The sequence below is a fragment of the Streptomyces sp. ISL-96 genome, assembly GCF_018614035.1.
Classification (GTDB): domain Bacteria; phylum Actinomycetota; class Actinomycetes; order Streptomycetales; family Streptomycetaceae; genus Streptomyces.
On record NZ_JAGGPA010000027.1, the window covers coordinates 114,012 to 139,465 of the forward strand.

At 69.7% G+C, this 25,454-nt stretch carries 30 protein-coding genes and 3 pseudogenes; 20 read left to right on the plus strand and 13 right to left on the minus strand.

The annotated features are described in order from the left end of the window. Positions 1–244: 244 nt before the first annotated feature. The 3 genes from J7E96_RS19900 to J7E96_RS19910 form a co-directional block, all read right to left on the minus strand. Positions 245–514 (minus strand): anti-sigma factor, encoded by a 270-nt coding sequence (locus J7E96_RS19900; protein WP_251015390.1) that lies wholly within the window; start codon positions 512–514, stop codon positions 245–247. Between the two features lie 50 nt (positions 515–564). Then, complete coding sequence (locus J7E96_RS19905; RefSeq protein ID WP_215132995.1) at positions 565–1,122, minus strand: RNA polymerase sigma factor; 558 nt, start codon at positions 1,120–1,122, stop codon at positions 565–567. A gap of 178 nt (positions 1,123–1,300) precedes the next feature. After that, positions 1,301–2,062 (minus strand): class I SAM-dependent methyltransferase, encoded by a 762-nt coding sequence (locus tag J7E96_RS19910; protein ID WP_251070149.1) that lies wholly within the window; start codon positions 2,060–2,062, stop codon positions 1,301–1,303. Positions 2,063–2,164: 102 nt separating this feature from the next. Between J7E96_RS19910 and J7E96_RS19915 the strand changes: the two genes are divergently transcribed. Further along, positions 2,165–2,467 (plus strand): anti-sigma factor, encoded by a 303-nt coding sequence (locus J7E96_RS19915; protein WP_214900703.1) that lies wholly within the window; start codon positions 2,165–2,167, stop codon positions 2,465–2,467. A 106-nt stretch (positions 2,468–2,573) separates the two neighbouring features. Here the strand turns inward: J7E96_RS19915 and J7E96_RS19920 are convergent, their stop codons facing one another. After that, complete coding sequence (locus tag J7E96_RS19920) at positions 2,574–4,601, minus strand: transposase (protein ID WP_251070173.1); 2,028 nt, start codon at positions 4,599–4,601, stop codon at positions 2,574–2,576. Between the two features lie 193 nt (positions 4,602–4,794). Here J7E96_RS19920 and J7E96_RS19925 point away from each other — a divergent pair, with 193 nt between their 5' ends. Together J7E96_RS19925 and J7E96_RS38235 are read left to right on the plus strand one after the other, a co-directional pair. After that, positions 4,795–5,040 (plus strand): hypothetical protein, encoded by a 246-nt coding sequence (locus tag J7E96_RS19925; protein ID WP_215132997.1) that lies wholly within the window; start codon positions 4,795–4,797, stop codon positions 5,038–5,040. A gap of 29 nt (positions 5,041–5,069) precedes the next feature. Then, positions 5,070–5,237, plus strand: a pseudogene (locus J7E96_RS38235) (MarR family transcriptional regulator); the annotation flags it as partial. 116 nt (positions 5,238–5,353) lie between these two features. Here J7E96_RS38235 and J7E96_RS19935 read toward each other — a convergent pair. Further along, positions 5,354–6,412 carry a methyltransferase domain-containing protein gene (locus tag J7E96_RS19935; protein ID WP_215132998.1) on the minus strand — a complete coding sequence of 353 codons (1,059 nt, stop codon included), beginning with the start codon at positions 6,410–6,412 and terminating at the stop codon, positions 5,354–5,356. Positions 6,413–6,642: 230 nt separating this feature from the next. On the opposite strand from J7E96_RS19935, the gene J7E96_RS19940 reads away from it, so the two are divergent. The 10 genes from J7E96_RS19940 (at position 6,643) to J7E96_RS19985 (ending at position 16,688) form a co-directional block, all read left to right on the plus strand. Next, a complete protein-coding gene (locus J7E96_RS19940) occupies positions 6,643–8,061 on the plus strand; it encodes an NAD(P)/FAD-dependent oxidoreductase (protein WP_251070150.1) in 1,419 nt (472 codons plus the stop codon). After that, complete coding sequence (locus J7E96_RS19945) at positions 8,058–8,516, plus strand: MauE/DoxX family redox-associated membrane protein (RefSeq protein ID WP_215132999.1); 459 nt, start codon at positions 8,058–8,060, stop codon at positions 8,514–8,516. Before J7E96_RS19940 ends, J7E96_RS19945 begins: the two co-directional genes overlap by 4 nt. Before the next feature lie 35 nt (positions 8,517–8,551). Continuing rightward, complete coding sequence (locus J7E96_RS19950; RefSeq protein ID WP_215133000.1) at positions 8,552–9,976, plus strand: radical SAM domain-containing protein; 1,425 nt, start codon at positions 8,552–8,554, stop codon at positions 9,974–9,976. 3 nt (positions 9,977–9,979) lie between these two features. Further along, positions 9,980–10,768, plus strand: coding sequence for an MTAP family purine nucleoside phosphorylase (locus J7E96_RS19955; RefSeq protein ID WP_215133001.1), 789 nt, complete (start codon positions 9,980–9,982; stop codon positions 10,766–10,768). Beyond that, positions 10,765–11,430: a TIGR04282 family arsenosugar biosynthesis glycosyltransferase gene (locus J7E96_RS19960; protein ID WP_215133002.1), complete on the plus strand. Its 666-nt coding sequence runs from the start codon at positions 10,765–10,767 to the stop codon at positions 11,428–11,430. The genes J7E96_RS19955 and J7E96_RS19960 overlap by 4 nt, the downstream gene beginning before the upstream one ends. Continuing rightward, on the plus strand, positions 11,427–12,149 hold the full coding sequence (locus J7E96_RS19965; RefSeq protein WP_215133003.1) for a TIGR04283 family arsenosugar biosynthesis glycosyltransferase: 723 nt from the start codon (positions 11,427–11,429) through the stop codon (positions 12,147–12,149). The genes J7E96_RS19960 and J7E96_RS19965 overlap by 4 nt, the downstream gene beginning before the upstream one ends. Positions 12,150–12,178: 29 nt before the next feature. Beyond that, positions 12,179–13,855, plus strand: a complete 1,677-nt coding sequence (locus J7E96_RS19970; RefSeq protein WP_215133004.1) for a radical SAM protein — start codon at positions 12,179–12,181, stop codon at positions 13,853–13,855. A gap of 34 nt (positions 13,856–13,889) precedes the next feature. Beyond that, positions 13,890–15,059: an FAD-dependent oxidoreductase gene (locus J7E96_RS19975; RefSeq protein ID WP_215133005.1), complete on the plus strand. Its 1,170-nt coding sequence runs from the start codon at positions 13,890–13,892 to the stop codon at positions 15,057–15,059. 256 nt (positions 15,060–15,315) lie between these two features. Further along, positions 15,316–15,783, plus strand: a complete 468-nt coding sequence (locus J7E96_RS19980) for a hypothetical protein (RefSeq protein ID WP_214973081.1) — start codon at positions 15,316–15,318, stop codon at positions 15,781–15,783. A gap of 107 nt (positions 15,784–15,890) precedes the next feature. Further along, positions 15,891–16,688, plus strand: coding sequence for a Crp/Fnr family transcriptional regulator (locus J7E96_RS19985; protein ID WP_308296048.1), 798 nt, complete (start codon positions 15,891–15,893; stop codon positions 16,686–16,688). 121 nt (positions 16,689–16,809) lie between these two features. Here the strand turns inward: J7E96_RS19985 and J7E96_RS19990 are convergent, their stop codons facing one another. The 4 genes from J7E96_RS19990 to merA form a co-directional block, all read right to left on the minus strand. Then, the gene (locus J7E96_RS19990; protein WP_215133007.1) at positions 16,810–17,106 is read right to left on the minus strand and encodes a hypothetical protein; all 297 of its coding nucleotides are present in this window, start codon (positions 17,104–17,106) and stop codon (positions 16,810–16,812) included. Between the two features lie 204 nt (positions 17,107–17,310). After that, positions 17,311–17,952: an organomercurial lyase MerB gene (gene merB / locus J7E96_RS19995; protein WP_215133008.1), complete on the minus strand. Its 642-nt coding sequence runs from the start codon at positions 17,950–17,952 to the stop codon at positions 17,311–17,313. Between the two features lie 69 nt (positions 17,953–18,021). Next, positions 18,022–18,465 carry a MerR family transcriptional regulator gene (locus tag J7E96_RS20000; RefSeq protein ID WP_251070151.1) on the minus strand — a complete coding sequence of 148 codons (444 nt, stop codon included), beginning with the start codon at positions 18,463–18,465 and terminating at the stop codon, positions 18,022–18,024. Between the two features lie 24 nt (positions 18,466–18,489). Continuing rightward, complete coding sequence (merA, locus tag J7E96_RS20005) at positions 18,490–19,914, minus strand: mercury(II) reductase (protein ID WP_215133009.1); 1,425 nt, start codon at positions 19,912–19,914, stop codon at positions 18,490–18,492. 122 nt (positions 19,915–20,036) lie between these two features. On the opposite strand from merA, the gene J7E96_RS20010 reads away from it, so the two are divergent. Further along, entirely contained in the window at positions 20,037–20,426 is a 390-nt protein-coding gene (locus tag J7E96_RS20010) for a helix-turn-helix transcriptional regulator (protein WP_215133010.1), read from the plus strand. After that, positions 20,426–20,725: a hypothetical protein gene (locus tag J7E96_RS20015; RefSeq protein WP_215133011.1), complete on the plus strand. Its 300-nt coding sequence runs from the start codon at positions 20,426–20,428 to the stop codon at positions 20,723–20,725. Before J7E96_RS20010 ends, J7E96_RS20015 begins: the two co-directional genes overlap by 1 nt. Before the next feature lie 12 nt (positions 20,726–20,737). On the opposite strand, the gene J7E96_RS20020 is transcribed toward J7E96_RS20015, so the two are convergent. Then, positions 20,738–20,914 (minus strand): hypothetical protein, encoded by a 177-nt coding sequence (locus tag J7E96_RS20020; protein ID WP_215133012.1) that lies wholly within the window; start codon positions 20,912–20,914, stop codon positions 20,738–20,740. Between the two features lie 132 nt (positions 20,915–21,046). On the opposite strand from J7E96_RS20020, the gene J7E96_RS20025 reads away from it, so the two are divergent. Continuing rightward, positions 21,047–21,361, plus strand: a complete 315-nt coding sequence (locus J7E96_RS20025) for a DUF427 domain-containing protein (RefSeq protein WP_214900657.1) — start codon at positions 21,047–21,049, stop codon at positions 21,359–21,361. 55 nt (positions 21,362–21,416) lie between these two features. Here J7E96_RS20025 and J7E96_RS37525 read toward each other — a convergent pair. Continuing rightward, positions 21,417–21,521, minus strand: a pseudogene (locus J7E96_RS37525) (site-specific integrase); the annotation flags it as partial. A 325-nt stretch (positions 21,522–21,846) separates the two neighbouring features. On the opposite strand from J7E96_RS37525, the gene J7E96_RS20030 reads away from it, so the two are divergent. From J7E96_RS20030 to J7E96_RS38870, 3 genes are all read left to right on the plus strand, one after another. Beyond that, a complete protein-coding gene (locus J7E96_RS20030; protein ID WP_215133013.1) occupies positions 21,847–22,398 on the plus strand; it encodes a hypothetical protein in 552 nt (183 codons plus the stop codon). A 440-nt stretch (positions 22,399–22,838) separates the two neighbouring features. Further along, entirely contained in the window at positions 22,839–23,381 is a 543-nt protein-coding gene (locus J7E96_RS20035; protein WP_374196699.1) for a transposase, read from the plus strand. Beyond that, positions 23,359–23,550, plus strand: a complete 192-nt coding sequence (locus tag J7E96_RS38870) for a hypothetical protein (RefSeq protein ID WP_374196697.1) — start codon at positions 23,359–23,361, stop codon at positions 23,548–23,550. The genes J7E96_RS20035 and J7E96_RS38870 overlap by 23 nt, the downstream gene beginning before the upstream one ends. Here J7E96_RS38870 and J7E96_RS20040 read toward each other — a convergent pair. Both J7E96_RS20040 and J7E96_RS20045 read right to left on the minus strand, forming a co-directional pair. Further along, positions 23,531–24,280 carry an anti-sigma factor domain-containing protein gene (locus tag J7E96_RS20040; RefSeq protein WP_215133014.1) on the minus strand — a complete coding sequence of 250 codons (750 nt, stop codon included), beginning with the start codon at positions 24,278–24,280 and terminating at the stop codon, positions 23,531–23,533. The genes J7E96_RS38870 and J7E96_RS20040 overlap by 20 nt on opposite strands. Continuing rightward, positions 24,277–24,852: a sigma-70 family RNA polymerase sigma factor gene (locus J7E96_RS20045; protein WP_374196700.1), complete on the minus strand. Its 576-nt coding sequence runs from the start codon at positions 24,850–24,852 to the stop codon at positions 24,277–24,279. The genes J7E96_RS20040 and J7E96_RS20045 overlap by 4 nt, the downstream gene beginning before the upstream one ends. Before the next feature lie 377 nt (positions 24,853–25,229). Here J7E96_RS20045 and J7E96_RS20050 point away from each other — a divergent pair. Beyond that, positions 25,230–25,454 (plus strand): annotated as a pseudogene (locus J7E96_RS20050) (fasciclin domain-containing protein); the annotation flags it as partial.

Genomic DNA, 25,454 nt, shown 5'->3' on the forward strand with positions numbered 1-25,454 from the left:
AGCCCGGACCTTCTCCAACCGCCGGAAGATCAACAAAACAGCAGGGCCCTCCCGGTGACTATGCCACGGGGAGGGCCCCGCCGCGTGTTTCGTCACCTGCCGAGACCCGTTTCGCCGGTTTCTCCCATGAGGTGAGGGTATGCGGTTGCCCCGTCGTACAGCGCGGTGCCCGATGTCGACGGCCTTCCGGATGACCGTGCATGCAAGGTGCCCGAGTCACCGGGTTCCCTGCCCCAGGGCCTTCTCAGGCGCCCGCCGGGGGTGGCGCGTTGTCTTCCCCGTCGTCGTTCCCGGCCGCCGGGTCGCTCATGAGCGATTCACCGAATGCTCGCAGCCGCTCCACGGCCCCGGCGTCCGGTTCTACCCGGCGGGCCAGCGTGTTGTGGATCTCCCGGTAGACCGACACCTCAAGGCCGCACCGACGGCAGTCCTTCAGATGCGCCGCGACCCGGCGTGCGGTGACCTCGTCCGTCTCGCCGTCGAGGTAGGACTGCAGCAGGCGGGCGACCTGCATGCAGTTCATCCTGCGCTCGGCCGCTGAACGTCGCCACCATGGGCGCCTTTTCACATCACACCTCGTTTCGGTGCCAGTCCGGCCGTGGCCAGTCGGGCCCTTATCCGTTTGCGCGCGCGGTGCAGCCGGCTCATCACGGTGCCTTCCGGAACGTCCAGCAGGTGGGCGGCCTCCGCGTAGGTGAGGCCGTCGATGTCCACCAGCTGCACCACCTGCCGGTGCTTGTCCGGAAGCGCGCACAGGGCCTCGTCGACCACCTCGTCGAACGCTTCGCCCACCACAATTTCTTCCGCCGACCCGCTGGCGCCCGTGGAGCTGAGCCGGTCCAGGTCGGTGTCCGGGTCGTCCAGAAGATGCGGACGGCGGCGGCGGTGCCTGTTGATCTCGGCCCTCCGCATGATCGTCAGCAGCCAGGCGCGCGGGTGTTTCCCGTCGAAGCGGTCGATGGACCGGTACGCGCGCAGCAGGGTGTCCTGCACCAGGTCTTCGGCGTCGGCGGGCTGCGCGGTCAGCGTCTTCGCCACGCGCAGCAGCACCTCCACCTCGGGCAGCACGTAGGCAGCGAACGCCTTGCCCCGAGGGTCCGCCGGGTCTGGCGGCGCTGTCACTTCGTCTTCCACACAGCGGAAACCCCTCGTCGGGACGGGTACATTCCATTCCCCGGTGTAACGCATGGGGCCACGCGCCGACAGCGCACCCGAAACGGCCGCTGCCGATCACCGGCCAGTGGCCGAGAGCGGGCGCGCGGCAGGCCGGGATCCGCAGACGCAGACGACCGTACGGGGATCATTCCTGTCCCCGGGTAGTCGCGAGGACACGGCGCAGCGGCAGTGGCAGCGTCTTTCCGCCGCGGACCCAATGGGCGAGCGCCCGCTTGGCGGCATCCGCGCGTTCGGGGGCGAGGCCGGGCAGATAGAGACCATCGACCAGGACGGCCACGTCCTCGGACGTCTCCAGTACGAGAGTGAAGACCCGGCGCTCGTCGGACCGCACCCTGAATCTGGCCGGCCGCAGCACCTTGGCAACAGAGTCCCGCGCCTGAGGGTTGGGCCAGGGCTGATGCACCGCGCCGAGCGTCCGCATGACCCAGGCCCAGCCCAACAGCCCGGCTGGGTCGAACCCGAGGCGGGCCGGGACGAGGGCAGCGAGCAGGCCGCCGGGTCGTAGCACCCGCGTAATCTCGCCCAGCACCCGTGGCAGCGGAGTGAGCACCGGCAGGCACATCGACGCGCAGACCGCGCCGACACTTCCCGAGGTCAGGGGCAGGGCGTCGGCGCTTGCGCGCACGAGCGGACCGCGGCCCGCCCGGGCGGCTGCGGCAAGTTCCCCCGATGAGGAGTCGACACCCACCCAGTCGGCGTCCGGGAGCAGCGGCCGCATGGGTGCGGTGCCGCAGGCCAGGTCCAGCACGGGGCCGGGTGCCCCGCGCAGGGGCTCGGCCAGCCAGGCGTGCGGAGAGGTATCGGCCCGCTCGAAGAACCGTTCGGTGATGCCGGGGCGATCGTCGTGGTAGGCGGAGAGATAGCGGCGCCACTCTTTCTCGTCCAACTCGGCGGCTCCTCCTGATCGGCGGGCGGTTGCCGGGAACCCTAGGGTCTCGCCACGGCCATTCCATGGAATGCGTCGAGTCGAGTCCCGGGTTCCCGGTGCATGAAAAGGCAGCGCATCCCCGGGCCACGTCAGTTGTGGGCTGAGTGCCGGGAGAAGGTACGGCATGTGCGGCTGCGCGGTGCTGTGGAGGCCTACGCGGACGGGGAGCTCAGCGGTGTGCACCGGATGCGGGTGGCCGCGCACGTCGCTTGCTGCTGGGCGTGCAGCGGCTCTCTGCAGACGCTGCGGCTGATCAAGGCCTCGCTGCGGGGCAGCCCTCGGCGTACGCCCGCCTCGCTGGCCTCCGTCCGTATGCGTCGCTTCGCCCAGCGGCTCACCTCGTCGCCCCGTGCCGACCCGTGAACCGTCGAGCCCGTGTTCGCAGAGGAGGACATGATGTCCATCCGATCCTCGAGCCCCTTGAGGCAGGGAAGCCCTCTGGCAGCGGCGGTTGATGGAGCGTCTCTAATCAGCTAAGCGATCCCGTGTCAGACGTAGTGTCTGGCGCGGGTTCTGCCCATCGTGGAGGAGTGGTGTGAGCGTGCAGGTGGAAGCCCGCGCCCAGTGCTGTTCCTCGTGGCCGGTGTCGGCCGGATGGGGGTCCCCCCGGACGGAGTCTGGGGGAGGGTGTGCTGATCGTCGTCATGCTCTGGTGCCGGTGGGCTGCGCGGGGCAGCCGGGTCCGGTCCGTTGGTGCGTGTCCCTCCGGACGCTTGCCCGCCGGGCCCGAGGGGCCGGCGGGGGAGGGGGCCCTGCGTCGCCTGGGCGCGGGGCGTGCTGTGTGTCGCCGGGTAGGTCCGGTCTTGGACCGGTCCCGGCTGGTCTTCGGTGCGGGCGTGATGACCGCTCGGGCTTCGAGCTTCTCCACCACCGAGCGGATCACCATGGCACCGGTGGCGCGGTCGGTGACGGTCTTGGTCTGGTGGGTCAGGCCGCGTGCGGCGATACGCCGCCATGCCCCGTGGTCGCGGTCGCCCTGCCAGCCGCAGCCGTAACGGTCGGGGCAGATGGCCCACTTCCAGCCCGCGACAGTGGGGCGGTCGGGGGCTTTGCGGTGCCTGAGCGGGGTGAGGCACTGGGGGCAGTGCTTGGAGGTGTTGCGGGCCGGGACGGTGACGACGGCGATGCCGGTCTCGGCGGCCAGGTGGCGCATGCGGTCGGCGATCTGCCCGCGCACGGTCTGGGACATGCGGGTGTTGTGCGTGCGGCCCATGCCTTTGGCTTCCATCGACCGCAGGTCTTCGAGGTAGATGACGCTCGCCCCGGCGGCGATGGCCTGGTCGACGGCCCAGCGGGCGGCAGCCCAGGCGAGAGCGTCGTTGAGGTTCGAGCGGCGGGCGGACACTCGGCGGATCTCTTCCACCAGGACCGCGTGCTTGTCGGCCAGGGCCGGGTCGGGTGCGTGGCCGTCGATGAGTCGCTGGTAGTGGTCGGCCTTGGCGTGGAGGCGCTCGGACAGCCGCCGGAGTCGGTGCTGTTTGGCCAGCACTCCGGAAGCCCGGAACTGGGCGCCGTGCCCGAGGGCGGTGATACGGCCGTCATCGTGGAGCCGGGCGGCACCTGCGGACAGCAGCGTGTTGAGGCCCCAGTCCACGCCGAGCGCAATCGTGTGCCCGGTGCGGGCGGTCTTGGGGACGGCGTGGGTGTAGGCGAGATCGGCGCGCACCCGGCCACCGGACACACGCAGGGTGGGCAGGTGCAGGACCGCGCCGGTCGGGATCGTCGGCGGCAGCGAGATCGGGCAGGCCACCCACGTCCAGTCCGCGTACGTGCGCGGGTCGGGACGGGTCGGCAGTTGCAGCCGAAGCAGCGCCCGGCCTGGCTCGTCGGCGCGTTCGACGGTGGCCTGCTGCCCGTCGCACGCGGACAGCAGCAGCATCCGCGCCACGCGGGGCGCGGGCTCCATCTCGAACACATCAGCCGGAAGCCGCCCGTGCCTGCGGGCGAAGGCGACCGCTTGACGGGTGCGGGACTTGATCACACTCGACGGCAGGAAACGGCCCCCGGGCACAGCCTCGCGGACCTGATCCCACTCGGCGGGCGTGCGCTTGGCCGGATCTGCCGGCCACACGGCCAGTACCCCGGCGGTCACATCGGCGCGCCACTTCGCCGACCGCAGGGAGCGCCCGGCCTGTTCCTGAGCCATCCGCACAATCCGGTCGTTGACCTTGACGCCCTCGGGCGCAGCGGTCGTCCAGCCCAGGCGGCGCAGTGCCATCCACGCGTTCGACGGCAGCTTCCGGCCCCCGGCGTCCTCCCCGGACGCCAGCCGGTCCACGTCGACGGCGTTCCAGTGCTCGGCGGTCAGCGCGGATACCATGCCCGACACCAACTCGGCGCACCAGCCCACACGCTCCGCCAAGGCGGCCGGGGACAGGACTTCGCCGGTCTTCTCGTCCACGCCGCCGCGCAGCAAGGCGCGTGCGCATGCGGTACGGGCAGTCTCGCCCTCGACCAGCGGCAGCCTGCGGCCCCCTGCCCCCGCCGACCGGACCATCACCGCCACCCCCTTCACCGCCCACCCTGTGCTGTCATCCGATCAACGACACCCATCGCAGGAAAGTCACGCATTCGATCCACGAATCCACGTACGGGATATGCGGCAGGCAGAAGAAACGATCACGCGCAACAGCCGAACCCGCCAGACACTCCGCCTCACCACGGATACATAAGGAAACCGGTGAGTCTTGATGCTGCTGCGCTGTGCAGGTCCGCTGATCGCCGTCGGCGCCGGTCTGATCGTGGTCGGCGGTGTGCTGCGCCACGCATGGCTGGTGACCATGGGCGCGATGCTCGTGCTGATGGCCACCGTCCACGCCATGCGGTGTCACGTCATGCGCGGTCGTGGAGCGGCCGATCCGGACGGCTGCTGTTCCAACGTGCCGCTGCCTGGTGCCGGCGGCGACCGGGATGAGGACAGCCCTGGCACGGGGTAGGGACTGCCGGCCGCCCGCGCAACGTCACCGGTCTGCTGGACGCCCTCCAGGCCGACGGCTACGTCGCCCGCGAACCGCACCCCACCGACCGGCGCGCCACGCTGGTCTCACTCACCGAGGTCGGCCGCACAGCGGCGGCCGGATTGCGCAGCGGCCGCGACGAGATGGCTGCCCAGCTCGATAATCCGCCCACGTGAACAGGGTTCGGCCGGCTGTCCCCGGTTACTGGGGCCGTAGGGGTCGGTGGTCTTCTCGGCAGAGAGGTGAGCATGCCGGGCCCGGACGGTCGGCGGCGTCCGGGCCCGGCATGCGGTCAGCAGCAGCCGGACCCTGTCTCTGTGCCGCTGGTGGCTGCGGCGTCGGCCGGTGCGCAGGGGAACAGGCCGAAGTGCGTCGTCTTGTCGCCGCTCACCGTGAAGTGCGGGGCATAGCGGGTGCGGCTGAGCATGTCGGCGGTGTTGCCGCAGACCAGCATGGGTTTGGCTGTGTGGAGGCGGTGGTGGTCATCGAGGTCGAAGGCGTGCGGGTGTTCGGGGAGGGTGCCGCGATAGACGGCGACCTGCCCGTAGTCCTCGCAGCGGTCCTCCAGCGGCACGTTGAACGCACGGACGGTGCGCGAGGTGAAGGACGCGAAGCCGATCTTCCGCTCGATGTCCGGGCTGCTCAGCGTGATGGGTGAGGCGGCGACCGTACGGGCGTCCGCGCAGCCGGAGTCCGCCATCAGGCGCCGGAAGTCCTCGGTGTACAGCGCGCCGGCGAGGCATTCGCCGACCAGCTCCGCGTCGCCCATGAGCGTGGCGGGCAGCCGGCGGTCGGCGAAGACGTCGGAGAAGTACAGCTCGCCACCGGGCTTGAACACCCGGAAGATCTCCCGGAACACGCGTGGCTTGTCCGGAGAGAGGTTCAGTACGCAGTTGGAGACGACCAGGTCGATCGAGTCGTCCGCGATACCGGCGCCGGCCAGGTCCTCGATGTAGCCCTGACGGAACTCTGTATTGGCCCACCCGAACCGCTCCGCGTGCCAGTCCTGCTGGCGGCGGGCCACGGCCAGCTGCTCCTCGGTCATGTCGACGCCGATGACCCGGCCCTTGGGACCGACGAGCTGGGAGAGGACATACGCGTCACGCCCGCTGCCGCAGCCCAGATCGAGGACGGTGATGCCGTCGAGCGCGGCGGGGATCGGGGAACCGCAGCCGTAGAAACGGTCCTTGACCTCCTCGTGTACGCGGGTGAGTGCGTCGGCGATGTGGGGCGGCGGCGCCTCGGCGGCGCAGCAGGCCGAGGTCTTCAGGTCCTGAGAGGACGACAGCAGCTTGCCGTAGTAGTCCTTCACTGCGTCCGTCACGAAGCCGGTGGATACATCGGTCGCCATGTTTCTCCCCTGGGACGAAGGCGATAAGTGTGAGCGGGCGGGTGCCGCCGTGCGCCGGGAACCCACCGAGGGGCGGCAAGCATTCCCCCGAGGCGGACACGCCGGGCACGGTGGTGTGCCCGACGCGGTGCCGTGTGCCGTATCGAATGAGTCGTACCCGGAGGGAAGGCGGGAGCCACCCGAACGGGTTCCCTTGCCGCAACGATGACGAGAGGCGAGTGAGGCGGCCGATGAGCATGGGGCATCCCCCGCGCGGCGAGGAGACGTACGACCTGGTGGTGATCGGTGGCGGAAGTGCCGGACTGACCGCCGCCCGCACCGCCGGCCGCCTCGGCGCTCGCACGCTGCTGGTCGAACGGGACCGGCTGGGCGGTGACTGCCTGTGGACCGGGTGCGTGCCCAGCAAGGCACTGCTGCATGTGGCGGCCCACGTGCAGGCCGCACGCGAGGTGGGGCGCTACGGGCTTCAGGCCCCTGATGGGCCCGCCGACCTGGCGGCGGCCATGAAACATGTCAAGCAGGCGATCGGGGTGATCGAGCCGCACGACTCGGCCGAGGCGCTGCACGACTTCGGCGTCGAGGTGGCCCATGGGGATGCCGTCTTCACGGGACCGCGGGCACTGCGGGTCGCCGGTGACAGGGAGGTGGCCTTCCGGTACGCGCTGATCGCCACCGGATCGGCCCCCGCCCTGGTGCCGGTGCCGGGCTTGGCCGAGGCCGAGCCCCTGACCAGCGACACCGTGTGGAGCCTGACCGAACTGCCGGAGCGGCTGGTGGTGCTGGGCGGCGGGCCGATCGGCTGCGAGCTTGGGCAAGCCTTCGCCCGCCTCGGCTCCACAGTCACCCTCGTGGAAGCCGCAGGCCGGTTGCTGCCGCGCGAGGAGCCCCGTGCCTCCGCCCTGGTCCGCGAGCGACTGGAGGCCGAGGGGATCACAGTCCTCACCGGCTATCGGGCCGAGAAGGTCGACGACGGCGCCGTGTACGGGCCGGGCAGGCCGATCCTGTACGACCGGCTCCTGACCACCACCGGCCGCCGCGCCAACACCGGCGGCCTCGGTCTGGAGCCGGCCGGAGTGGAGACGGACGAGCACGGCCAGGTCAGGACCGACGACCGGCTGCGGACGAGCAACCCGCGCATTTACGCGGCCGGGGATGTCACCGGCAAGTCGGCGTTCACCCACCTTGGCGGAGTCCAGGGCGCGTCCGCCGTCACGGACGCGCTGCTCGGGGTGCGGCGTCGTATCGACTACGACGCGGTGCCCTCGGTGACGTACACCGACCCCGAGGTCGCCCGCGTCGGTGTGACCTCCGCCGAAGGAACCCGCACGCTCACCCTGGACCACGACCGGGTGGACCGGGCCGTTGCCGAGGGCCGTACCGACGGCTTCACCTGCCTGGTGCTGGACGGACGGGGGCGGATCCTCGGCGCGACGGTGGTCGCCCCGCGCGCCGGGGAGACGATCGCGCACCTGGCCACGGCGGTACGGCTGGGCTGGACGCCCTCGCAGTACGCCAAGACCGTGCACCCCTACCCCAGTTACACCGACGGGCCCTGGCACGCCGCGCTGAGCGACGTCTACGACCGGCTCGCCGCGCACCGCCGGATCACCGGCGCCCTGCTGGGCCTGCGCAGGAAGGTGCGGTCATGATCCTGCGACTTGTCCTGGGCGTTCTGCTGACCGCGATGGCGCTCGGCCAGCTCGCCTCCTTCGCCGCCATGCCGTCCATCTTCACCGCCTACGGGCTGACCAGCGGCGCCGCCTCCACCGCTCTGGCGGTGATGCTGATCGCGGCCGAGGTTGCGGTCGGGGTGTGGTTCCTGGCCCGGCCCCGTTCCAAGGCGGTCGTCCCCGTGTGGATGTACACGGCCCTCTCGCTGGTGTGGGCGCTGCTTGCCGTCCAGGCGTACGCGCGGGGGCTGACGGTAGCGAACTGCGGCTGCTTCGGCACTTATCTGGCCCAGCCGCTGCGCTGGTTCGTCCTCGTCGAGGACGCCCTGATGCTGCTGTACGCGTGGCTGTTGCTGCGCGCCGCGCGCAGAAGGCCGCACGCCCCGGCGGAGCCGACCCCCGACCGTCAGACGTTCGGGACGACCGCCCCGTGATCACTCGTCCGATACCGAAAACGGAGATGTACCCGATGGGAATCATGGCGCGGCTGCGGGCTGTCGAACATGCCACCCGGCCCTACGACCGGGAGTTCGTGGCAGCCATGGAACGCCGGTGGGCCGAACTGCCCGACGTCGTCAAGACACCAGGCCAGATCATCGGGCAGCACGGCGTCGGCTGCGAAGGCACCCACGGAGTCTTCCCCAAGTGCAACCTGAAGTGCACGCCCTGCTACCACTCGAAGGACGCCAACCAGGTACGCGTCGACGGCCCCCACGCCCAGGAGCAAGTCGCCGCCCAGATGCGTCTGCTGCGCACACTGCGCGGCCCGCGCGCCCACGCCCAGCTCATCGGCGGCGAGGTGAGCCTGCTCCCGCCCGACGACCACGCCGCCACCCTGGAGATCATGCGCCAGCACGGCCGGGAGCCGATGAGCTTCACCCACGGCGACTTCGACTACGCCTACCTGGAGCAGCTCGCCCTCGGCGACAACGGCAAGCGGCGCCTCACGCGGCTGTCGTTCGCCGCGCACTTCGACAAGTTCATGTACGGCAGGCGCGGCATCGAACGCCCGCCCAATGAGAAGGCACTGAACCCCTACCGCCAGCGGTTCGCCGACATGTTCGCAAAGCTGCGGCGCGAGCACAGGGTGCGGTACTTCCTCGCCCACAACATGACCGTCACCCCCGGCAACCTCGACGAGATCGCTGACGTCATCCACGACTGCCAGGGGATGGGCTACGGCATGTTCTCCTTCCAGCCCGCCGCCTTTCTCGGCGATGAGCGGCGCTGGAAGGAGCAGTACCGCGAGGCCACCCCGGACGCGGTGTGGGCGGAGATCGGGCGCGGCGCCGGCCGCACGCTCGGCTATCACGTCTTCGAGAACGGCGACGTGCGCTGCAACCGCACCGCGTACGGCTTCTACGTCGGGAAACGCTGGTACCCGTTCCTCGAAGAGGACGACCCGCGCGATCTGGCCGTGCGCGACGGCTTCTTCCGCCACTTCGGCAAGGTCAGCTTCACCGGCACCCCGCCCGCGTTGCTCGCCGCGAAGCTGGCCCGCGTTGTCGCCCGTCACCCGTCCACCGTTGTGATCGCGCTGCGGTGGCTGGCCCGCACGGCCGGCCGGGTCGGTGTGCTGCGGCTGCTGCGCCACCGCTTCCGCGTCCGCCCGGTCACCTTTGTGATGCATCAGTTCATGGACGCAGAAGTCGTCGAGCCCGCCTGGGAGATGATGCAGCGCGGCGAGCAGGCCCAGGACCCGAAGCTGCGCGAAACCCAGGAGCGCCTGGCCGCCTGCCACTACGCCATGGCCCACCCCCAGGACGGCACCCTGGTGCCCGCCTGTGTGCAGCACGCCGTTCTCGACCCGGCCGAGAACGCCCAGCTGCGCAGGCTGCTCCCGCTCGTCGAGGTCCGTACGTCCGTCCGCCGTCCCACCACACAGGAGAAGTGACCCATGCGCATCGGTGTCATCACCGGTTCCGGCAGCTACGACTTGCCCCAACTGGAGAACGCGGCCCAGCGAACGATCAAGACCGAGTACGGCGAGGCCACCGTCACCGAAGGCCACCTGGATGACGCTGAGTTGGTGCACCTGTCCCGGCACGGTACCGGCCATCACCGGCTGTCGAACCAGGTGGATCACCGGGCGAACCTCGCCGCCCTGCTCGCCTGCAAGGTCGACGCACTGGTGTCCCTCACCGTGTGCGGCGCCATTGACCCTGCCGCCGAGCCCGGTTCCCTGGTGGTCTTTGACGACCTGTACTTCCCCGCCAACCGGCTCCCCGACGGCTCTGCCTGCACGTGGTACGAGTCTCCCGGCGCCGCCGGCCGCGGCCACTGGATCTTCGACCGGCCGTTCAGTGAACCGCTGCGCCGGGCCCTGATCGCGGCTGCCGCACACACCGGCACGACTGTTGTCACGAGTGGGGTGTACGGGCATGTGGACGGCCCCCGCTTCAACAGCCGCCCCGAGATCGCCGCGCTGGCCGCCGCGGGCGTCACCGCGGTCAGCCAGACGGCCGGCCCGGAGGTAGTGCTGGCCGGTGAGGCCGAGCTGCCGATGGCCCTGGTCGGCTTTGTCACCGACTACGCCAACGGCGTCGCACCGCAACCCGAGCCGGTCGAAGCATTGTTGGCCCGGATGGCTGCGAGCAAGGACATCTTCGCTGCGCTGGCCGCCCATGCTCTGCCGGGCCTGGAACTCGTGGCACCGGTCGGCACCGTCTACCGGTTCGGCGCATGAGTACGCGGCGTACCCCCTCGGTGCTGGTCATGGCGAAAGCCCCCCGGGCGGGCACGGTCAAGACCCGGCTGCACCCGCTGCTCGGTCCAGACGGCTGTGCCGTCCTCCAGGCCGAACTGATCCGGCACACCCTGGAGATGACGTCGTCGCACGGACTGCGCACCTATTTGGCGTATGCGCCAGGAGTGGGCGAGGAAAGCCCAGGCGACGTTATCCTTCCTGGCGTCCGCCTGATGGTGCAGCGTGGCGAGAACCTCGGGCAGCGGCTCACCTCCGCAGTGGTGGAGGCGTTCGCCGACGGTGCGGGGCCGCTGCTGGTCATCGGCACCGACGCGCCGACTCTGACCCGCGACCACCTGACCGTCGCCCTCTCCTCACTGGAGCACAAGGAGGTTGTGCTCGGCCCGGCGCTGGACGGCGGCTACTACCTGATCGGCATGCGCCACCCGCACGCCGGGCTGTTCGGCATCGATGCGGCCCTGTGGAGTACGGACAAGGTCCTGGCCGCTACCTGCGCAGTCGCCGCCGAGGAGGGACTGAGTGTGGAACTGCTCCGCCCGCTGCGGGACCTGGACACTCCCGAGGACGCTGCCGCGCTCCTCGCGGACCCGGTGATGCCGTACCGGATCGCCGCCCTGCTCCAGCCCACGGAGGCGGTATGAGCCAGGTGTCGATCATCGTCCCCGTCCTGAACGAACAAGCCACCGTCCAGACCGCGCTGAGCCGCCTGTGCCGCGACTTTCCCGACTGCGAGCTGATCGTCGTCGACGGCGGCTCCACCGACGCCACCGTCGAACTCGCCACCCCGTACGCCCCCGTGGTGCACAGCGCACGTGGCCGCGCACGTCAGATGAACGAGGGAGCCCGGCACGCCGGCGGCGACGTCCTGTGGTTCGTCCACGCCGACACCGCCATCGCCCCGGCGGCCCTCGGCCAGATCCGCACCTGCCTCATTGACCCGAACGTGGTGGGCGGCGGCCTCACCATCCGCTTCGACCGCCGCATGCCCGGACTTGACTACCTGGCGTGGACGTCGAATGCCCGGGCCCGCCGCCTGCACCACATCTTCGGCGACCAGGCCATGTTCGTCCGCCGCACTGTCTTCGACGAACTCGGCGGCTTCCCGGACCTGGCCATCATGGAGGACCTGGAAATGTCCCGGCGCCTGCACCGGCGCGGACGGCTGTGCCTGTTGACCGCTACCTCGACGGCCTCGTCGCGCCGGTTCACCGAGCACGGCACCTGGCGCATGATCGCCTTCATGCAGTACCTGAAGCTGCTGTACTTCGCGGGCGTCGACCCCGAGACCATCCGCACCCGCTACGCCGCAGGGCCCCGGCCGGCCCGCTGCGGACGTACAGCGCGCGATGCCCGTACGTGACCGTTCGATCCTGGAGAGAGACACCCCCTATGCGTATCGCAGTATGCGGAGGCCCCTACGGCAATCCGTACGCCCTGCAAGCCTTCGTCGACGACGCCCGCGCCAGAGGAGCCGAGCGCCTGTTCTGCCTGGGCGATCTCGGTGGCTTCGGCGCCGACGTGGATGCCCTGTGGCCGATCCTGGCCGACAACGGCGTCGAGTGCATCGCGGGCAATTACGACGTGGCGATCGCCCGCGGCGGCACCGACTGCGGCTGCGGCTACCGCGACCCCAAGGACAACGAGTACGCCCAGATCGTCTACGACCACACCCTCGCCACCACCAGCCGTGACTTCGCCGCCTGGATGGGCCAACTGCCTACTGAGCACAGGGAGAGCATCGACGGCGTGGACGTCCACATGGTCCACGGGTCGACGCTGGCGCTGAACGACTTCTGGTGGGAGTCGCTGCCGGAGGGGCAGCACCGGCTGCGCGCCGAGGCGTCCGGCGCGGACGTGGTGCTGTGCACCCACAGCGGCCTGCCCTGGCAGCGGCGCATCGGGGAAAGGCTCGCAGTCAACGTCGGCGTACTCGGCAAGCCTGCCAACGACGGCCGCCGGAACGTCTGGTACGCCCTCATCGACCTCGGCGACGGGTACCCCAAGGCGGAGCTGATTCCGCTCGCGTACGACTGGCAGGCGCAAGCCCGCTCCATGCGCGCCGCCGGGCTCCCCGAAGTGTTCGTCGAGACCATCGAGACCGGCTGGTGGACCACCTGCCTGGAGATCCTGCCCCCGCGTGAGCGTTCACGGGGCCGCTACCACCTCTACCGTTCCACCCTGCCGTCCGGGTTCCGTCCCGCCGACGACGGCTGGGGAGAAGCCACGTTGCAAGCCCTGGAGGGTGACCGGCCGGTGGTCCCGCTGTTCGACACCCCGTACTTCCCGTCCCGCCTCTGGCTCTACACCAACTTCCACTGCAACCTGGCCTGCGACTACTGCGCGGTCGCCTCCTCCCCGAAGGCGGCGGCTCGCACCCTGCCCGCCGACGCCTTCCGCGCTCTCGTCGACGAGGCCGTGCAGGCCGGGTTCACCGAGCTGTACGTCACCGGCGGCGAGCCCTTCCTCCACCCCGACATCGTCGAACTCCTCGACCACGCCTCCGCCCAGCTGCCCACCGCCGTCATGACCAACGCGATGCTGCTGCGCGGCCGCCGTGCCACCGGGCTCGCGGACCTGGCCGGCCGCAAACTCACCGTCCAGACCTCCCTGGACGGCGCCACCGCCGCCACCCACGACCTGCACCGCGGTTCCGGCTCCTGGGAGCGCACCATGGACGGCATCCGTCACCTGATCGACCTCGGCCTGCCCCCGCGCGTCGCCCTCACCGAGACGCCCGAGAACACCCACGAGGTCCCCGCGGTCGCCGACCTGCTCGCCGGACTCGGCCTGCCGGCCGACCACTTCGCCGTGCGCCCGCTACTGCGCCGCGGCTTCTCCGAAACCGGAGTGGAGATCGGCGAGGACTCCAGCATCCCGGAGCTGACCGTTACCGCCGACGGCCTGCACTGGCACCCCGCCGGCGCCGATCTGGCCACCAGCCCCGACCTGCATCTCGCCCCCGCAGGGACCCCGCTGGCCATGGGCAAACAGCTGGTGACCGAGCGGTTCTTCGCCGCCCGCCTCACCGACGGCAGCCTGCCCCGCCCCGTCCACTGCGCCATCTGACCTGTACCCGTACGCGTGTGAAAGGGAGTTCATCATGCAGCGACATGTCGCGATCCTCGGCGCCGGACCGGTCGGCCTCGACGCCGCGCTCGCCTGCGCCGACGCCGGATGGCCGTTCACCGTCTACGAGGCTGCGGACACCGTCGCCGCCCACGTACGCGCCTGGGGCCATGTCCGCCTGTTCACCCCGTGGGACCTCAACGTCTCGCACCGGATGCGCACGCACCTGCCGCACGCCCCGACCGGCGACGATTGCCCCACCGGAGCCGAACTGGCGGCCCGCCTCCTCGACCCCGTCGCCGCACTGCCCGCCCTCGAAGGCCGCATCCGGCTGCGTACCAGGGTCGCTGCCATCGCCCGCACCGGCCTGCTCAAACACGAGCAGATCGGCACCGACGTCCGCGCCGCGGCACCCTTCACCCTCCTCCTCGACACGCCCGACGGTGAGGAAACCGCCGAAGCAGACCTCGTCCTCGACTGCACCGGTACCTACGCCGTTCCCAACACCCTGGGCGCCGGCGGCATCCCCGCCCCCGGCGAACGGGCCCTCGACCACCGCATCACCCGCACTCTCCCGCCTGTCTGTGATCCGGACCGCTGGGCGGGCACCATCCTGCTCCTCGGCGCCGGCAAATCCGCCCAGACCACCGCCCGCGACCTCGCTGCACTTCCCGGCACCCGCGTCGAGTGGATCGTGCGCAGCCCGGCTCCCGACTGGGGAGCCGTACGAGACGACACCCTGCCCGGCCGCCAGCAGCTCGTCGAAATCTCGCAGGCGTTCGCCGACGGCGTCAGCGACCGCGTCACCGTCCACACCGGCGCCCATGTCCAATCCCTGTACTCCGACGGCGACCGGGTGCGTGTCACCCTCGGCACCTCCCAGGGCCCCCGCGAGATCGTCTGCGACCACATCGTGGCGCTCACCGGGTACGTCGGCGACGCCTCCCTCTACCGTCAGCTACAGGTCCACGAGTGCTACGCCACGGCCGCCCCCATGAGCCTCTCCGCCGCCCTGCTCGGCTCCGCGGGCGGCGACTGCCTCGCCCAGCCCACCGTCGGCATCGACGCTTTGCGCAACCCCGAACCGCACTTCTTCATCCTCGGCGCCAAGTCCTACGGCCGCCTCAACACCTTCCTGCTGCGCGCCGGATACGAACAGGTCGACGAAGTCTTCGACGCGTACGCCCCTGTCGTGTCCGTGTGAGCTGAGCTTCCACCCAATCGGGACGACTCGATGGCCCTGCCTGCCTGCCTGCCTGCCCGCAGAGCGGTGCGAGCTGGTCCTCTCCACGGCCTACTTCGGCCGCGCGGCAGCGAACTGATGGAGCGTGCGTAAGGCGTCCACGGGCCGGCTCCTGGGCGGTGATCTACCGGCCCGTACGTAAGCGCCCTCACATACATGCCGCCTGCATCGCTCCTAGCGTCGGCAGCACAGTCATCGCAACGAAGGGCACACGATCATGACCACTGCACACGCCTCATCACAGCACCGTGCTGTCGCCGCCATCCCCGCGCATGCCATGTTCGGTGCGGCGGGTGGGCTGGTCGGCGGTGTTGCCTTCGGCATCATGATGCAGGTCTGGGACATGATGCCGATGGTCGCGATGCTGGTGGACTCCAGCTCCATCGGCGTCGCCTGGGTGGTCCACCTGGCGATCTCCGCGTTCATCGGCATCACGTTCGCCCTGCTGGCCGGGCACCGCGCCGCACGCTTCCTCCCGGCCGCCGTACTCGGTCTGGCCTACGGCGCCCTCTGGTGGGTGCTGGGCGCGCTGTGGCTGATGCCCGCCAAACTCGGCATGCCGGTCTTCGAGGTCAACGAGATGGCCTGGAAGAGCTTCGCCGGACATCTCGTTTACGGCCTGCTGCTGGGCCTGGCGTACGCCTGTGTCCACCGGGTCATGCACCGCGACGACACCTCGTCATGACCAACACCGAACGGCCGTCCCCCTCCCCTTCGGGGGCGGCCCGCCCTGGGGGTGCTGCTGCGGGTGGTCCCGGCACCCCCTCGCGCGGACCCGTACCTCCCTGTCTAGTGGAAGGTGCAGATGCCCTGGCCGACCCGGTGTGGGGCGCCGCGCCCCCGCCCTGGGCGCCGGGACGACGCGAGGAGACCACCCGCGTGATCGAAAGCCGTGAAGACGCCGACCGGACCTGGTGCCTGTCCGAGGTCGACATCTTCTGTGACCTGAGTGAGCCTGAGATGGCGGCCATCGCGGATGCCGCACCGATGAGGACCTACACCGTGGGCGAGATGCTGTTCTCCCCGCCCCAGCCGTGCGAGGTGCTGTTCATCCTCAAACGCGGCCGCATCCGCGTCTTCCGGGTATCCGCCGAGGGCCGCGCCCTGACCACGGCCATCATCAACCCCGGAACGATCTTCGGCGAGATGGTCCTGCTCGGGCAGCGCATGTACGGCAACTACGCCGAGGCCCTCGATGACGCCACCGTCTGCGTGATGAGCCGCGACGACGTACACAGGCTTCTGCTCTCGGACCCGAGGATCGCCGCCCGGATCACCGCGATCCTCGGCCGCCGCCTCGCCGACCTCGAACAGCGGCTGTCCGACACGGTCTTCAAGTCTGTCGCCCAGCGCGTCGCCTCCACTCTGCTCACCCTCATCCCCGCGGCCCCATCGGCCCGGCCGCTGCGCCCGCTGGCCGGACATCCCCAGGTCGCGCTCACCCACGAGCAGGTCGCCGCCCTGGCCGGCACGTCCCGCGAAACGGTCACCAAGGTGCTGCGCGAGCTGGCCGACCGGGGCGTACTGCGGCTGGGCCGGGGCCGTATCACCGTTCTGGAACCGGACCGGCTGCGCGACGAGGCCGGCTAGTGGCCGCCGTAGAAGCACAAGGCGCTCACGCGCTCCGCGAGCAGTTCGCGGTGCTGCACCGGTGCGGGGCGCTTCGCGGAGGGGCGGAGGTTAGGGCATGGGCGGGATCAGGTGTCTGTCTCTACTTCACTCTCTTCGCTCCAGTGATCAATTTGGTCACGTATTTTTCGCCGTCGGCATACGCGAGGTCGTGGGTGTAGTTCTCGGAGACGTACTGGCGCCGCCCGGTTTCCGTGTCGGTGACCACCACGCGGAACCCGAGGGCGCTGCAACCCCGCCTGAACGGAACCCCGACGCCCATCAAACCCTCTGCGACGTCGATGGTGAAACGTTCGCGGCTGACTGAGCTGTCCATCGGGGACACCGGACGGCGACCGAAGCCGATATGGAACGGCCCGATACGCATTCTGTGCCGCATGACGCCTCCTCGCAGATACACGTGAATTTTACGCCCGGTCACTTTCGCTGGCGTTGGGAGAGCCTTAGGGAGCAGGGCGTATGGGCGGCCGGCGACCTCGCATCCAAGGCTTGGGCCGCCCAGCGGGCACGTGGTGGATTTGGTCTGGACCCCCCGCTGAGCGAGCCGGCGTATGCCCAGGCCAAGGATCGGTCCGCTACTGCTTCAGCAACACCCGGACGGAGTGTCAGCGGTGACGATCTGCTCGACGACGGATTGCCCGACTTCGTAGGCGTCGGCGACGGGCAGGATCCTGGCGCCGGGGTGCTCTGCGAGCCAGTCCCTCGCGGCGTCCGGGCCGGCGAAGAAGTGGCTCTGATCGCAGAACGAGCTACGGATCGACGTCGGCGCGTCCGGGGTGACGAGCGAGACGACGGCAGTAGCCGGTTCGACGCTCGTGACCTCGTCTGGTGCCACGGTGAGGCGAACCGGCTCTCCGGTGCCGTGGCAAGGGGAGGTCACGTGAGCGGTCTTGCCGAGGAAGGCGGGGAGGGCGAGGGTGTCGAGCGCGCACCAGGTGTAGAAGGTGCGGTCGCCGGTCTCGTACCTGTGCGGTGTGGGGTTGAAGGTGATGCCGTAGCCGATGATGCGGCCGTCGCTGTCGTACTCGGTGTCTGACATGGTGGCGAGCGTCTGGCGGACCTCCTCGGCAGGGCGGCCGGCCGCGGCGGCGAGCTGGTCCACGGTGACCGGCTCACCGGCCGCGAGAAGGGTCAGCAGGGGACGCAGCAGCCAGAAGTGCGCGCCGGGGGCGGCGCTGAGCGAGTCGTTGAAGCGGGTGGCGAACTGCTGGATGTCGGTGTCCACGGGAATCTTCCCTCCAGGAGTGGGTTGGTCCGATACGCGTGACCGTAGGGTCTGCCCCCGGGGTGAGGGTCAAGCCCTTGTGGCGCATCCCCGTGGATTACCGGCCCAGCAGAACTCGGTGTCACCCTCGCACCCCAAGTCCGCGCGGTGCTCGGCTTCGAACTCCTCGATCCGACGCAGCGTGCGCTGCTGCTCCGCGATGCGCTGCTCCAGCCTCTCGCGCGAGCGGTGCAGCAGCTCCGTCATACGGGGCCCGGTCGGCGGGCCGGTGTCGTCGAGATATGCGGTGGTCAGCTCGCGGATCTCGGCCACGGTCAGTCCAAGGCCCCGCAGCTCGCCGATGAACCGCACGCACCACAGGGCGTCGGCGTCGAACAGCCGGTAGTTCGCCGGGCTGCGGCCGAGGGTGTAGATCAGTCCGAGATCGGTGTACTCGCGCAGGGTCTTGACCGGCACCCCGGTCTGGCGGGACAGCTCTCCGACTGTCATCGGACGGGCCCGGTCCGTGTCCATGGGTTCGTTCCCCCTTTCGCTGGTTCACCCGGCGCAGCAGGACAGCTTGTCCACGTCTTGGGTGTAGGTCTGGGCGGCGAGTTTGAGGGCCTCGGCCATGGTCAGGTACGGGGCCCAGGTGCGTGCGAGCTGGTCGACAGTCATCCCCGCGCTGATCGCGTACGTGGCGGCGGTGATCAGATCTCCGGCGCCCTCGGCGACGGCGTGCACACCGAGCATGCGGCCGGTGCCGGCCTCGGCGACGATCTTGACCAGGCCGCGGGTGTCCCGGTTGACCAGCGCCCTGGGTACGTGCGCGAGCGGCAGCGTACGGCAGTCGCAGCGGATGCCGGCATCGGCTGCCTGGGCGTCGGTCATGCCGACCGAGGCGAGGGCGGGGCTGGTGAAGGTGATCCGTGGCAGCGCCGCGTAGTCCAGGGACCGCTGGGCACCGTCGAAGGCGTTGTCGGCGACGAGCGAGCCCTGAGCCGCGGCGACATAGACGAACTGGGCTTGACCGGTGACGTCCCCGGCGGCCCAGATCCTCGGATGCGTGGTGCGCGACTGTTCGTCCACGACCACCTCGCCCAGCGCACCGGTCTTCACCCCGACCCGCTCCAGATTCAGTCCGGTGGTGGCGGGGCGACGGCCGGTGGCCATCAGCAGATGCTCGGCCCGCAGCTCCTCGGCTGTGGTGGAGAGGGTGTAGCCGGCCTTGTCGCGCCGGACGGCGGTCAGGGTTGTGGCGGTGTGGACCGCGATGCCCTCGTCGGCGAAGACCTCCTCGATCGCGGCGGAGACCTCCAGCTCCTCGAACGGGGCGAGCCGGTCCAGCGCCTCGACGACCGTGACCCGTGTGCCGAGCCGGGAGAAGAGCTGGGCCTGCTCCAGGCCGACCGCGTTGCCGCCGACGATGATCATTGATGCGGGTAGTTGATCGAGTTCCATGGCACTGGTGGAGGTCAGGTACCCGGCCTGTTCCAGACCGGGCACGGGCGGTGCCCACGGTTCGGCGCCCGTAGCGATCAGATAGTGCGTGGCCACGATGTGCGCCTCACCGCCGTCCTCGAGCGCGATGTTCAGGACTGGGCGGTCGGCGTCCCCACCGAAGGCGGCGCTCCCGCGGGTGATCTGCCACCCGTACTCGTCCGCGAGACCGGCGTACTTGTGCATGCGCAATTCCTCGACCAGCGCGTCCTTTCCGCCGATCAGAGCGGGGAAGCCGACGGGAACGTCCCTGGCCGTCAGGCCGGGAAAACGCCCTGCGGCCTGGGCCGTGTGACGTGCCTCGGCGGCGGCCAGCAGCGCCTTGGACGGCACGCAGCCGACATTCACGCAGGTGCCGCCCGTGGTGCCGCGCTCGACCATCACCACGCGCTTACCCTTGCCGATCGCGGCGATGGCCGCGGCGAACGCGGCCGAACCGGAACCAATGATCGCCAGGTCGAAGCCGGGGTCTGCATCTGTCATGGTGCTGCCTCACTCCCAGTGCCGGGCCACACAAGGTCCCGCAGCTATTCGCTCTTCCGAATACGTCAATACTGGCATAGTATTCGCCTAAGCGAATAGTTCAAGTTGTGGAGACCCCTCGCATGCTCCAGCGCACCACCTCGGCTCCGCAGGCCGCCGCCCCGGCAGGCGCCTGCACGCACACGGACACGGTGGCGACGTTCTTCCGCGCGCTGTCCGACCCCACCCGCCTCAAGCTGCTGGAGTTCATCATTGGCGGCGAGCGCACCACAGCCGAGTGCGTCGCCCACGCCGGGATCTCCCAGCCCAGGGTGTCGGTCCACCTGTCCTGCCTGGCCGACTGCGGCTATGTGACCGCCCGCCGTGACGGCCGCAGATTGCTCTACTCCGTCGGTGACCCACGCGTCGCGGATCTCGTCGTGCTCGCCCGCGCCCTGGCCGCCGACAATGCCGCCGCCCTGAACTGCTGCCCCCGCATCGAACCTGCATCGACCGAAGGAGGCGACAGCTGATGACCGGTAACAGCAAGCCGTCCCGGCCGACCGGCGTACTGGCCGCCGTCGGAGTGGGGTTGATGATGGTGGTCTGCTGTGCCGTACCGGTGCTGTTGGCCGGGGGCGCGCTCGGCGCTATTGGCGGCGTACTGGACAGCCCGTGGCTGATCGCGGCGGCCGCCGCTGTGGTAGCCGCTGGAATCGCCGTGCTCGTCCACCGTCGTCGCACGAGTCGCAGGGACTGCTGCCCGCCCCCGCTCGGCCTTGCAGACAAGGAGTCGGGAGAACGTCCAGGTCGGTACGGGCGTAGGAGTTGAGGTAGTTCGAGATCAGGGTCCGCCGCCACGCCACCTCCACATCACTCCAGACCCATGCGGCCTGCGCGGCCTCGCATCGCGTCCTCCGTCGGCCTCGACACCGATCTTCCGTACGACGGTGACCAGCACGGCAAGCTTCGGCTCGAAGTCGACGTCCCCGCGCTGGATCGTGACGGTCTGTTTCTTCACTGGCTCGGCCGCCTTGGCCGACGCCGTGCTCCGTAGGAGGACGAGGTTTCTCTCCACGCTCCCTGCTACGGATGGAAGCCCAGGACCGGCTTACCGGGTTTCCTACACCCGAGTGGAGGAGATGAGAGAGCCATGATGCGCGCGATCTGGAACGGCGTCGTTATCGCTGAAACCTCACGGACGAAGCGGGTGGAGGGCAACGACTACTTTCCGCCCGAGTCGCTCAAGCGTGAGTGTTTCACCGAGAGTTCGACCAAGTCGCTGTGCCTGTGGAAGGGGATCGCTCGTTACTACACCCTCACCGTGAACGGTCAGGTGAACCCCGACGCCGCCTGGTACTACCCACATCCGAGCCCGCTCGCCCGGCGCATCAAGAACCACGTCGCCTTCTGGAACGGCGTCACCATCGAAGGCATCCGTGAGAAGAAGCCATCGCAGCATCTCTGAGCGCCATGCTGGACGCCGTGATGGCCCATGGAGCGGGCGATACGGGCTCTGTACCGTGGAGGTCCCAGCCCATGCCAAGTCCGCCGATGGCGGTGTGCTCGTCCAACAGGGCGCGGGCCTGTTCGTACGACAGGCTGGCGAGCCCGGTGTCTGAGTCTCGACTCCGGCAGAGGTTGCCGCTGCTTTCGGAACGGCGGGGCGGACGTATCGGCGCTCGCCGATCCGGCCGAGCAGGTCGGCAGCGCCGGGCGCCACGTGTCCAACGATTCGCTGTGAAAACCGTCCTTGTCGGGGCTTGAACCGGGTGAGGGCTGGCCCTCAGCCGTCTCGGGGTTGCACGAAACAGGCGCGATGGTGGGATGAGCTGGGGGCGTCAGGCCGGGCTACGCTGAACAATTGGCGCGGGGCCAACTGCCTGGAGGGGCACTGTGGGCCTGCGCCAATTCGTGATCGACGCCTGGTCATGGCTGTCGTACAAGCCTGTCATGGCTGATGTCGGCCGCCCTGGGAACGGGGCATTTCCCGAGCTGGCGTCATCGTGGCTTCCGCCACACGAGCTTCAGCGGCTCGCGGCGTACAAGGTGTTGGCCTCGTACGACAACAACCAGGCCGGACAGCTCGCGGCGGCGTCGGGGGACGAGGCGGCGCTGGAGCGGCGCGAGCTGGGGGATGCGGCGAATCTGGTCGACACGGCGCTGGGCTATCTGCTCGGGTCGGACCAGCAGATCTCCGTGGCGGGCGCGGAGCACGCGGACGAGGAAGCGCCGGAGCCCAGCGCGACGGCGGCTGTCTTCCGGAGGGTTCAGGAGCACGAAGAAGGCGTTCTGTTGCAGGCGCGACCGCAGTTCAGTGTCAGGGATGCGCTGTACGTTCAGAACGATCCGCGCCACTGCGTCGTGCTGACCTCGATAGCGCTCGGCACGCTCGGACTCGGTGAGGCCGCCGTTCCCCTGCCGGGCCAGTCGGCGCCATCGCCGGCGGGATCGCCAACCCGTGGAGCTTCCGCTACGGAACGTAGCCGCATTCTGAGACGATGATGACGTTGGGGCTCCTGCCGTCCTTCGCCTCTGGGGGGACGCGCCGGCCCTGGGAGGGGCGGATCCCATATCTCGTCAGGGCGTGATCGGTCGTGTTGGGTGTCGGGGAAGTGGTGCAGCGAACGCTGCACCACAGCCGCTAGAGCCGGATCGAGCGGGATGCAGCCGGATGGAAACAGGTTGATTTGCCCGCTTCGCCAAGGAAACCGCAGGTGAGACGCGTCACCGGGATAGGTTCGAGTCCCACCCGCCCCACCGCAACGCAGGCCAGAAGAAACGTTTTGACCTGCGGAAACGCGGTTCGAAGGGGTGCCTGGCCTCCGGGCTCGGAACACCGTTTGACCGCTGATGAGAGGCCCGACCGCAATCTGGTCCGGCGCAACGCCGGACCGCCCGCGGGTGGCAGGTCCGCGCATCGTTGAGGCGCGCGGACGGTGCCGATGGGCGAGGCCGGGACGGATACGACCACCCTCGGCGGTGTGGTGCCAGACACCGGAAAGATCGCGGTCTACCTCGGCCAGGACGTAGGCAAGGGTGACCACCACGGCCACGGCCTGACCGCAACGGGCAAGACCGTCCACGACAAGCGGCTGCCCAGCAGTGAACCAGGGTCCGGGCGGTATTCGACAAGCTCATCACCAAGTTCGGCCGCGGGCTGGTCACCGTCGACGAGCCCGCCTCCATCGGCGCCCTGCCACCTGGCCGTGGCCCGCGACGGCGGCTGCGAGGTCGCCTGCCTGCCCGGCCTGACGATGCGGCGGATCGCCGACTTCTACCCCGGCGAGCAAAAACCGACGCCCGCTGCTCACCCAGTTCCGCCCCAGTCTCGAACGCGTTCTCGACCCGCGCCTGGACCACCCGGCCGTCACGCACCTGCTGGAGAGACACGGCTCCCCGGTCGCTTCGCGCAGGGCCGGACGCCGCCGACTCGTGAACTTGATACGCCCCCAGGCCCCGCGCATGGCCGAACGCCTGGTCAGTGACGTCTTCGACGCGCTCGACGAACAGACCGTCATCGTGCCCGGCACCACCACGCTCGACGTGGTCGTCCCCTCGCTGGCCCGCTCGCCCCGCTACCCCTGTGCTGGACGCACTGCGAAATTAACCATTGCCTGGGCAGACTTCGTCAGTATCAAGCGGGGAGTGTCATGAGTGCCAGAGGTGTGGTGGTGGGCTGGGGCGAGCCTCCGGCGGGTTCCACCGTGACGCCCACTCCGGTGGCTTTTCCTATGTCTCCTTCCATCACCACAGCACCGTCGTCTCCGATGAGACCGGCCGGCTTCATCGTGCGGCCGTCGTTGTCGAACCACAGCTGGTAGGTCTTCCCGTCAGCCAGGTCCGGCAGACCGGAGGCAAGGAAGACGGCAGTGTTCTGACCGCGAGAGACAATTACCGTGGCCCGCGCGCCGCCCTTGAGGCTTCCGCTGACGGTACGGGCGTCGGAGGCGGCCAGCACGCGTGCCATGTCTGTGGTCTCCTGCCTGGCCTGCTGGGCTCTTTGTTCGGCCCGCTGTGCGTCCTGGAACTGCCACGCCGCCGTTCCGCCGAACGCAGTGGCCGCGGCGACGCAGGCGGCCAGCACCAGACGCCGCGCGTACCGTGCGCGGGCGCTCGCCGGACGCGGCACCACGCTAACGGCCTCCACGTCCGGGGGCAGTTGGCGCACGGTCTTGATCCAGGTGATGACCTGCGGCTTCATACTCGGCGGGGCTGCGGCCGCGACAGCTGTTCCCAGGCGGGCCGCGGTGGCGGTCAGCTCTCGCACTTCCTCGGCACAGGCCATGCAGTCCTGCACGTGGCGCTCGATCGTCTCGCGCTCCTCGTCGCCGACCGCGTTCAGGGCGTAGGCGCCGGTGAGGACATGCACATGTTCGTCGCTCATGCGTTCACTCCCATGCAGTCTCGGAGCCGGATCAGACCGTCACGCAGACGTGTCTTGACTGTTCCCAGTGGCGCCGACAGCGTGGCGGCGACCTCTCGGTAGGTGTAGCCCTGGTAGTAGGCAAGGGTCACGGCCTGGTACTGCAGCTCGGTCAGGCCCCGCAGGCACCGCCTGACCTGCTCACTCTCCAGCCGGACGGCCACCTCCTCGCTGACCTGGTCGTAGTCGGGCGTGCGCTCGCGAAACGCGTTGCGCTGCTCGCGGGCGGTCGCCGCTTCCTCGGAGCGCACCCGGTCCACGGCGCGGCGGTGAGCCATCGTCATAACCCAGGTCATGACACTGCCCTGCTCGGGACGAAAGCGCGCGGCGGTACGCCACACCTCGACCATGACTTCCTGTGCCACTTCCTCGGACTGGGCCGGATCACGCAGCACCTTGAGTACCAGCCCGTAGACCGGGCCGGCGACCGCGTCGTAGAGGCTCGCGAAGGCGTCCTGATCACCGCCGGCGACGAGGGCTACGACTTCGGACAGTTCCGGACCACGCTGCGGGGCGCCTGTGACGCGTGCGATCTCTTTCACCGCACACCTCTCGGACGGCCGAGGCCAACGGGGCGCAGCACGGCGTGATGGTCGCCCATACCCAACCTTTCTAGCGATACGGGTGAGCGAAAGCCGGCCGTCAGTAGTTCTTCGGTGGTTTTTGCTCTTTCGACTGATTCGTAGCCGCAGGCGTCGCGGATGGGTTCGCCGGCCGACTTTGTGTCCGCCCAGAAAACTCGGCCGCCTCACGACCAATCCGTACCGGCTCCGGCGACGAATGAAGGGTGTGAGGGAAGCGGTACGGCCCCATGAGCAGCAGAAGCGGCTGCGGGGCCGTATTCCCTTGTCACCCCTCGCCCGCCCAAGGGCCGCCTGTCGGCGCCCACAGCCTGCTCAAGGAGCTCTCAATGTTCAGCACCCGCTCGCGTCGCACCCTTGCCGTCGTCATCGCCTCAGCCGCGCTGCCGCTCGTCCTCACCGCGTGCGGGATGGATGACAGCAGCGACGACAAGGGATCCGCCCCTTCGGCCGCGAAGGAAAGCCCGGCCCAGGACGACGCGGGCAAGGCTTCGCAGGCGTCGGGCCCGTTCGGGCCGGGGTGCGCGTCAGTGCCCAAGGACGGTGCGGGTAGC